Source organism: Thermus tengchongensis (genome assembly GCF_021462405.1).
Taxonomy (GTDB): domain Bacteria; phylum Deinococcota; class Deinococci; order Deinococcales; family Thermaceae; genus Thermus; species Thermus tengchongensis.
Map to the genome: position 1 here is coordinate 47,327 of NZ_JAKEDU010000012.1, position 7,052 is coordinate 54,378.

The window sequence follows — 7,052 nt, forward strand, 5'->3', positions numbered from 1 at the left end:
GCCATGCGGGCCACCGCCTACTACTTGCGCTTCCGCGGCCCCGTGCGGGAGCTTCCCAGGGCCACCACCCTCCTGGGCCACCTCCTTTGGTGGTACCGCTACACCCACGGCAAAGAGGCCCTGGAAGGGCTTCTGGAAAGGCTTCCCGGTACGGGCTTCCGCCTCTCCAGCGCCTTCCCGGAGGGCTGGCTCCCCAGGCCCAAGCTCCCGCCCATCCAGGTGGAGGAAACCGCCTTGCGCAAGCGCCTGAAGGCCCTGACCCTTCTGAGCTTCGCCACCTTCCAGCAGGTGGCGGAACGGGGGGAGGAAGCCCTCCTCGAGGCCCCCGAGGTGGAGGGAAAGCTCGCCCCGCCTGCCCCCCGCCGCCTGCGCCGGGCCCGGGTGGGCATCGACCGGGCCACGGGCGGGGCCCGCCAGGGGATCCTCTTTACCCAGGACCTCCTCTTCCCCACCGGGCGGTATGCGGTCTACGCCCTGGGAGAACCCCCTTTTGACCTGCGTGAGGGCCTGCGGTTCGTGGGGGAGATGGGCTACGGGGGCCTGGCCAGCGTGGGGGCGGGCTGGTTCCAGGTGGAGGAGGAGGCCCCCCTGGACCTGCCCGAGGCCAAAGCGCCCACCGCCTACGCCACCCTTTCCCCTGGCCCCCTCGAGGGGGCCCTCTTCTACGAGGCCGAGCCCTACTGGGGTCGCCTGGGCGGGGGGTACGTGGGGGCCCGGCCCTTCAAGCGCCCTTACCTCAGGGCCAAGGAGGGTAGCGTCTACCGGGAACCGGATGGGTATCTCCTCCTGGACGTGACCCCCTCGGAGCCCCCGGAAGGGGGCGTGAGGGTGTGGGAAGCCCTGCAGGTCTTTCCCTTGGGGGTGAAGGTATGAGCTTCCTGGAAACCTACGCCCTGGAGCTGGAGCTCCTCTCCCCCGTCCACGTGGGCACGGGGGAAGCCTACCCCGCCTACGCCTACGTGCCCGACTTTGCCAAGAAGCAGGTCCACCTCCTGGACCCCTCCGCCCTGCTCCTCGCCCTCTCCCAGGAGCGGCGGAAGGCCTTTCTGCAGAAGGTGGCCGAGGGCCCCAAAGGGGCGCAGGAGGTTCTGCGGAGCCTCTACCAGGAGGGGCAGGTGCCCCAGGAGGCCGTGGTCCGCACCCTCCCGGCCAGCACGGCCTTCTTGCTTGCGGTGAAGGAAGCTACCTCCGAAGCCCAGTTGGAGTACCGCCCTCTCCCCTACTCCCCCCAAGGCCCCTACCTGCCGGGGTCTAGCGTCAAAGGCGCCCTGCGCACCGCATGGCTTTTCTGGCGCCTTTTACAGAGAGGGGAGGACCTGGTGTTCCAAAGGGGTATGTGGCAGTTCCGCAGGTCCCTGGAGGAGGTTCGCATAAGGCCGCCGAGGGTGCCCGATGTCCCCCAGAACCAAGACTTTGAGGGGGTAGTGCTGGGCTATGCCTCCTGGCGCGAGGACAGGCGAAGGTACCGCCTGGACCTCTACCGCGACCCCTTCCGCGCGGTGCGGCTCACGGACTCGGGGCCCAAGGAGAGTTCTCTAGAGCGCATCGGGGTGTTCCACTCCAAAGGCCAGATGGAGGGCGTCCCCATTCTGGCAGAAACCCTTCCCAAGGGAAGCCGCTTCCGCCTCCTCTTCCGCTACCACGGGGGCCTGGCCCGGCACAAGGGGGTGGCGGGGGCGGTGCCGCCCCAAGAGCTCAAGAAGGCCCTCCGGGAGTACTACGGAAAGGTGGCGGAACGCGAGAGGAAGCGGGCAGAGTACCACGGCCTGGAAAAGGCCCTCGAGGTCTACCGGGAGCTGGAAGAGAGGCTAAAGGACAAGGAGGTCTTCCCCATCCGGGTGGGCTTCGGCTCGGGCAGGCTCAGCCTCCGACTGGCCCTCCTCCTCCCTGAGGATCACCCGGAGGCCCAGGAGCCCAAGACCCGCAAGACCGCGGGGGCCAAAGACCCCAAGGACGGCTACCCCTTGGGCTGGGCGGTGGGACGGCTTGTGCCCCTATGAAGGGGGCAAGGCATGGAGAAGCTGATCCTTTCCTTTCTCGGTATCGGCAACTACCAGGAGGAAGCTCACAAAGCAGGCGGAGGAAGCTGAGCCTGGAGAAGCGCTAGCAGTCCCAGTCAGAGCGCACCAGACCGCGGCCCCCCGCCGCGGCAAAGGCCTTCCGCCCCATTCCGGTACGCCCGTGCCTGGGCCTGGAAGGGGCGCTCAGGCGCTAGAGGGGTGAACCACACGTTCGGGTCAAGAAGGTCGCTATACCACGGTGAAGCCCGCATCCCCGTACACAGGCCCCACCCCCAGCACCTGGACTTCTCCCTGGACCCCATAGATGCGCAGGGCATCCTGGGAGAGGTCCAGGAGCCTCCGGGCCCGGGCCTTGAGGTCTTCCAGAAGCCCTTCGTCCAGGTAGCACTCAAACACAGAAAGCTGGACCCGCTCCCCGTAGCTTTTCAAAAGGTTTGCCAGCTTTATCCGCCGGGTGTCGTCGGGGATGTCATAGGCGATGGTGTAAAGGCGCTTCATGGCTTGAGGATACACGCTCCGCTTCAGGCCCAGAGGTATCCCAGGGGCAGGGCGAAGAGCCGCTCCCCGAAGGGCAGGGCCCGTTCCCCCGGGTGCAGGATGGCCCCCAGGAGAAACTTCTCCCCCAGCCGCTCCCTCAACCGGGCCAGGGGGGCGAAATCCCTGGAGCCCAGGGTGGCCCCGGCCTTGACCTCGAGGCCCACCACCCCCCCGGGAAACTCCAGCAGGAGGTCCGCCTCCAAGCCCCCCGCCTCCCGGTAGTGGTAGGCCCGGAAGTCCTCCCGGGCCGCCTGCAGGCGCAGGACCTCCCCCACCACAAAACCCTCCAGGAGGTGCCCCCAAAGACGGCCCTCCAGGGGCACGGCGGGGTGGCCCAGCAGGTGGGCGGCCAGGCCGCTATCCGTCAGGTAGACCTTGGGGGACTTGAGGAGGCGCTTGCCCAGGTGGCCGCTCCAGGGAGGTAGCTCCGCCACCAGGTACAAGGCCTGCAGAAGGCGCAAGTAGCGCCTCAAGGTGGCCTGGGGGATGCCCACCTCCCGGGCCAGCTCCGAGGCGTTCAGGAGACCCCCTTGTCGGGCGGCCAGCACCGCCAGGAGGTGGGGGAGCTGGTGGAGCCGTTCTATCTGGGCCAGCTCGCGCACGTCCCGGCTCAGGAGGGTGTCCAGGTAGGCCCGGAACCATTCCCGGAGCTCCGGCCCCAGGGCCGCCCCCGGAAACCCACCCCGCAGGACCCGGGCCCGCAGGTCGCCAAGGGGGGGCGGGGGTGGGAGGGGCTCCCCTCTGGCCAGAAGGAGGAGCAGGTCGGGGAAGCTCCCCTTTCCCCCCTCCAGCTCCGCCTGGCTCAAGGGCAGAAGCCGCGCCACCGCCATGCGCCCCGGCAGGGCGTCGGCCACCTGGGGCAGGAGGAGGACGTTGGCCGAGCCGGTGAGGAGGAAGGCCCCCGGCCTCCTCTCCCGATCCACCCGGAGCTTCAGGGGCAGGAAGATCTCGGGGGCGCGCTGCACCTCGTCCAGGACGGTGGGAACGGGCAGGGCCCCCACGTAGCCCCTGGGGTCGGTGCGGGCGGCGGCCAGCTCCGTGGGGTCGTCCAGGGTGCGGTAGGCCAGGCCCAGCTCCCCGGCCAGCTTCAGGGCCAGGGTGGTCTTGCCCGCCTGCCGGGGGCCGGCCAGGAAGACCACGGGAAAGAGGGTCAGGAGCAGCTGGAGGCGGTCCTCGAGGAGCCGTGGGAGCATGGGTAAAGCTTACCACGAAATGAGAGATATACCTTCATTGAATGACCAAATTTCACGACTTGCCTTCCTGCCCGCCCAGAAAGCGAGGCGATCCCCTTACGGGGCTAAACCTCGTGCAACTTGAGGTTGAGGTTGAGGTTGAGGTTGAAGGGAGGAGGAAAGGGGCTGTCGCAATCCCCTTACGGGGCTAAACCTCGTGCAACTTGAGGGCGCAGCCCCTAGGGGGCCACAAACCGGGGATTAGGGGTCGCAATCCCCTTACGGGGCTAAACCTCGTGCAACTTGAGGGCGCAGCCCCTAGGGGGCCACAAACCGGGGATTAGGGGTCGCAATCCCCTTACGGGGCTAAACCTCGTGCAACTTGAGGGCGCAGCCCCTAGGGGGCCACAAACCGGGGATTAGGGGTCGCAATCCCCTTACGGGGCTAAACCTCGTGCAACTTGAGGGCGCAGCCCCTAGGGGGCCACAAACCGGGGATTAGGGGTCGCAATCCCCTTACGGGGCTAAACCTCGTGCAACAGAAGATCGCGTGGGCTGCAGTCCGCGCGGTTGGTGAGGTCGCAATCCCCTTACGGGGCTAAACCTCGTGCAACAGGCCCGCAAGAAGGGAACCTTCGGGGTGTGGGTACGCAAGTCGCAATCCCCTTACGGGGCTAAACCTCATGCAACCCCGAGGTATGCGCCGCCGCCTTGGAGAAGCAGTATAAGTCGCAATCCCCTTACGGGGCTAAACCTCGTGCAACAAGCGGGCTAAGGCTACTGAGCCCCAGGAGTCTGACCAGGTCGCAATCCCCTTACGGGGCTAAACCTCGTGCAACAGAAGATGAGCGAAGTGCTTGCTAATCGCGCAGATAGTGGTCGCAATCCCCTTACGGGGCTAAACCTCGTGCAACCTGTAGTGCTCAAGGCTCTTGGCGGCAAGGAGGTTATCCAGTCGCAATCCCCTTACGGGGCTAAACCTCGTGCAACCAGAAAGAGTACGGTATGGACGGACGCGGCGGCAAGGAGGGTCGCAATCCCCTTACGGGGCTAAACCTCGTGCAACATATGGGTACGGGTAATCCGTACCCGCTATGGGGTGTCCATTGAGTCGCAATCCCCTTACGGGGCTAAACCTCGTGCAACTAGGCGCAACGCTGATTATTTCAGGTGCTTTAGGCCACCTGTCGCAATCCCCTTACGGGGCTAAACCTCGTGCAACGGGTACCCCCTCTGCGCATCGTCCAGGAGCGGGCTCCCGAGGGGGGTATTTGTGAGAAGCATGAAGCTTGGAATATGCGAGGGGCGAATAACGGGGGTTTTTGAGGGTTTACGCCCTTGGGAAGCCACAGGAGAAGGGGGCGATGAAAGGGAGAAAACGCATATTCGCGTGCAGGACGGAGGAAGCTAGCTTTCAAGATGCCCGTCCGGGGTTCCGGACAGGTGCATTATACCAAATAGGGGCTGTAATGTACCGAGTCTAGGTTTTGCCCCAAACCTCTGCGCTCAAGGATACTTCGCTTGGTTGAAGCTTAGGACGCACCTTCGCCCCGCAACAAAGCACACTTCTATAGCGGCTATCGTTGGCGCAAGTAAAAGGGCGTGTACCTCTCCCGGCCCAGGATGGCCGCCTTGAGGCGGTGGGCCTGGACCTCTATGAGCTCTTGGTAAGGCTTGCGGAAGCCCAGGGGGTGGGTGGACTCCTGGAGGAAGCGCTCCTCCAAGAGGCCAAGAAGGGTCCTCTTGCCCTCCTCGTTCAGGTACACGCCCCCCGCCCGGGCCTCGGCATGGTCTGGGGTTAGCCTGCCCCGGCGGAAGGCGGAAAGCACCAGCCCGTCCACCACCGGCACCCGGAACTCCTCCATGAGGTCCAGGGCTAGGGAGGGGTTGCAGCGCCCATACCGCCACCCGGCGCACCTGCCGGGCGGGAAAGCTGGCCAAGGTCTCCCCTTCCGCCTCCAGGAGAAGCCTCCCCTGCCTTAGGCGCAGGGTGGCCCCTTGGCGGGTGAGGTGAAGGTTCATCAGAACTTGGGCCAGGGGGGAAGGGGCCTGAGCCGTTCGTCCAAGCCCTGGATAAAGGTCCGCAGGCGCTCGTAGTCTTCCCGCTCCACGGGCCTGGTGCCGTGGGCCAGGATGCTCTCGTGCCTGCGGGCCAGGAGGGCCTGCAAGCGGTTCTTCTCCCCAAAAAGGCGCTGGGCCAGGGTGCCCTTCTGTCCAAAGGCTAGGTCCAGGTCAAAGGCCGCCTCCAGAAGGTCCATGAGGCCCCGGGGCTTCAGGATGCGCTCCCGCAGGGACTCGGGGAAGCCCTCGGGCCAGGTCCTGGGGTCCTTGAGCACGAAGCCCAGCCGCTCCCAGATGTCCGCCTCCACCACCAGCTCCAAGGCCCGGTAGAGCCGGGCCAAGGCATCGTCAAAGCGGCCCACCTCCGCCCGGCGCTCCGCGTTGGCCAAGAGGTCCTGGAGGAGGGGGAAGGTGGGCTTTTCCCCCGCCTCCACGATGGCCCTCAAGGGGGGCAAAAGGGCCTCGAGGCCCCGCAACACCCGCACCTTGGCCCCGTGTCCCCAGGCCTCGGCCACCCCCAGGGCCACAGGCAGGTGCCGCTCCAGAAGCTCCAGCGCCCGGGAATGCCGGAAGCGGTCCCACTCCATGAGCCCCTCCACCACCCCCACCATTCCCCGGTAAAAGCGCTCCTCCGAGGGGGAAAGGGGGCGCTTGAGGAGGCTTTCCAGCTCGGCCAGGGCCACACCCAGGTTCAGCCCGTTCCAGGCCCGGGTGAAGGCGGCCCACTCCCGCAGGCCCAGCCGGGCCGTGGGGTCCTCCAGGAGCCGGAGCCGCTCCGCCCCGGGGAGCACCCGGCCCGTTTCCGGGTCGCGGCGCTCCCCGCCCACGTAGCTGAAGACCACCCCCCGCCCGGTGAGGGCCAGGACCAGCCCCGCCGCCATGGGCTTGGTGCCCCCCGTGAGGTCGGCCACGATGGCGCTGGCCTCCCACTCCAGGGCCTTGCGTAAGGCCTTCACCGCCACCTGGTAGGCCTCGAGGAGGCTTTCGGCGTCCTCCAGGAGGAAGGTGTGGTGGCGGAAGGAAGCCCCGTAGTCCCGCACCAGCTCCGCGGCCACGGGGTGGCTCTCCTGGCTGGCCACGAAGATCACTCCCTCGGGGGCGTGGTGGGCCAGGCTCTCCTCCAAAGGCGCCCGGGTGGTGCCCACGGTGAGAATGAGAACCTTCATGCCCCCATTATTCGCCGCCCTGCGGGCCGCCGCGGGCTTCCCCCCAGGCGCTGGGGCCTAAGTGCCCCTCCATTATCCTTGCCCCATGCCAGCCC

At 66.8% G+C, this 7,052-nt stretch carries 5 protein-coding genes, 1 pseudogene and 1 CRISPR repeat array; of the genes and pseudogenes, 2 read left to right on the top strand and 4 right to left on the bottom strand.

The window, feature by feature from the left end:
* The first annotated feature begins 3 nt into the window (after positions 1–3).
* On the top strand, positions 4–873 hold the full coding sequence (csm4, locus tag L1087_RS11580; RefSeq protein WP_234559049.1) for a type III-A CRISPR-associated RAMP protein Csm4: 870 nt from the start codon (positions 4–6) through the stop codon (positions 871–873).
* Complete coding sequence (csm5, locus tag L1087_RS11585) at positions 870–2,000, top strand: type III-A CRISPR-associated RAMP protein Csm5 (protein WP_234559051.1); 1,131 nt, start codon at positions 870–872, stop codon at positions 1,998–2,000. Before csm4 ends, csm5 begins: the two co-directional genes overlap by 4 nt.
* A gap of 249 nt (positions 2,001–2,249) precedes the next feature.
* Here csm5 and cas2 read toward each other — a convergent pair whose 3' ends face one another.
* The 4 genes and pseudogenes from cas2 to L1087_RS11605 form a co-directional block, all read right to left on the bottom strand.
* Positions 2,250–2,519 (bottom strand): CRISPR-associated endonuclease Cas2, encoded by a 270-nt coding sequence (cas2, locus tag L1087_RS11590; protein WP_234559052.1) that lies wholly within the window; start codon positions 2,517–2,519, stop codon positions 2,250–2,252.
* Positions 2,520–2,542: 23 nt separating this feature from the next.
* The gene (locus L1087_RS11595; protein ID WP_234559053.1) at positions 2,543–3,751 is read right to left on the bottom strand and encodes an ATP-binding protein; all 1,209 of its coding nucleotides are present in this window, start codon (positions 3,749–3,751) and stop codon (positions 2,543–2,545) included.
* A gap of 84 nt (positions 3,752–3,835) precedes the next feature.
* A CRISPR array of direct repeats spans positions 3,836–4,952; the repeat unit is 36 nt; unit sequence GTCGCAATCCCCTTACGGGGCTAAACCTCGTGCAAC.
* Positions 4,953–5,307: 355 nt separating this feature from the next.
* Positions 5,308–5,628: pseudogene (locus L1087_RS11600) on the bottom strand (CRISPR-associated endonuclease Cas1); the annotation flags it as partial.
* A 123-nt stretch (positions 5,629–5,751) separates the two neighbouring features.
* Positions 5,752–6,957, bottom strand: coding sequence for a TIGR02710 family CRISPR-associated CARF protein (locus tag L1087_RS11605; protein WP_234559054.1), 1,206 nt, complete (start codon positions 6,955–6,957; stop codon positions 5,752–5,754).
* Positions 6,958–7,052 lie beyond the last annotated feature (95 nt).

Coding starts and splice junctions, on each gene's coding strand:
- csm4 (WP_234559049.1), top strand. CDS start 4: ATGCGGGCCACCGCCTACTACTTGCGCTTCCGCGGCCCCGTGCGGGAG.
- L1087_RS11605 (WP_234559054.1), bottom strand. CDS start 6,957: ATGAAGGTTCTCATTCTCACCGTGGGCACCACCCGGGCGCCTTTGGAG.
- csm5 (WP_234559051.1), top strand. CDS start 870: ATGAGCTTCCTGGAAACCTACGCCCTGGAGCTGGAGCTCCTCTCCCCC.
- L1087_RS11595 (WP_234559053.1), bottom strand. CDS start 3,751: ATGCTCCCACGGCTCCTCGAGGACCGCCTCCAGCTGCTCCTGACCCTC.
- cas2 (WP_234559052.1), bottom strand. CDS start 2,519: ATGAAGCGCCTTTACACCATCGCCTATGACATCCCCGACGACACCCGG.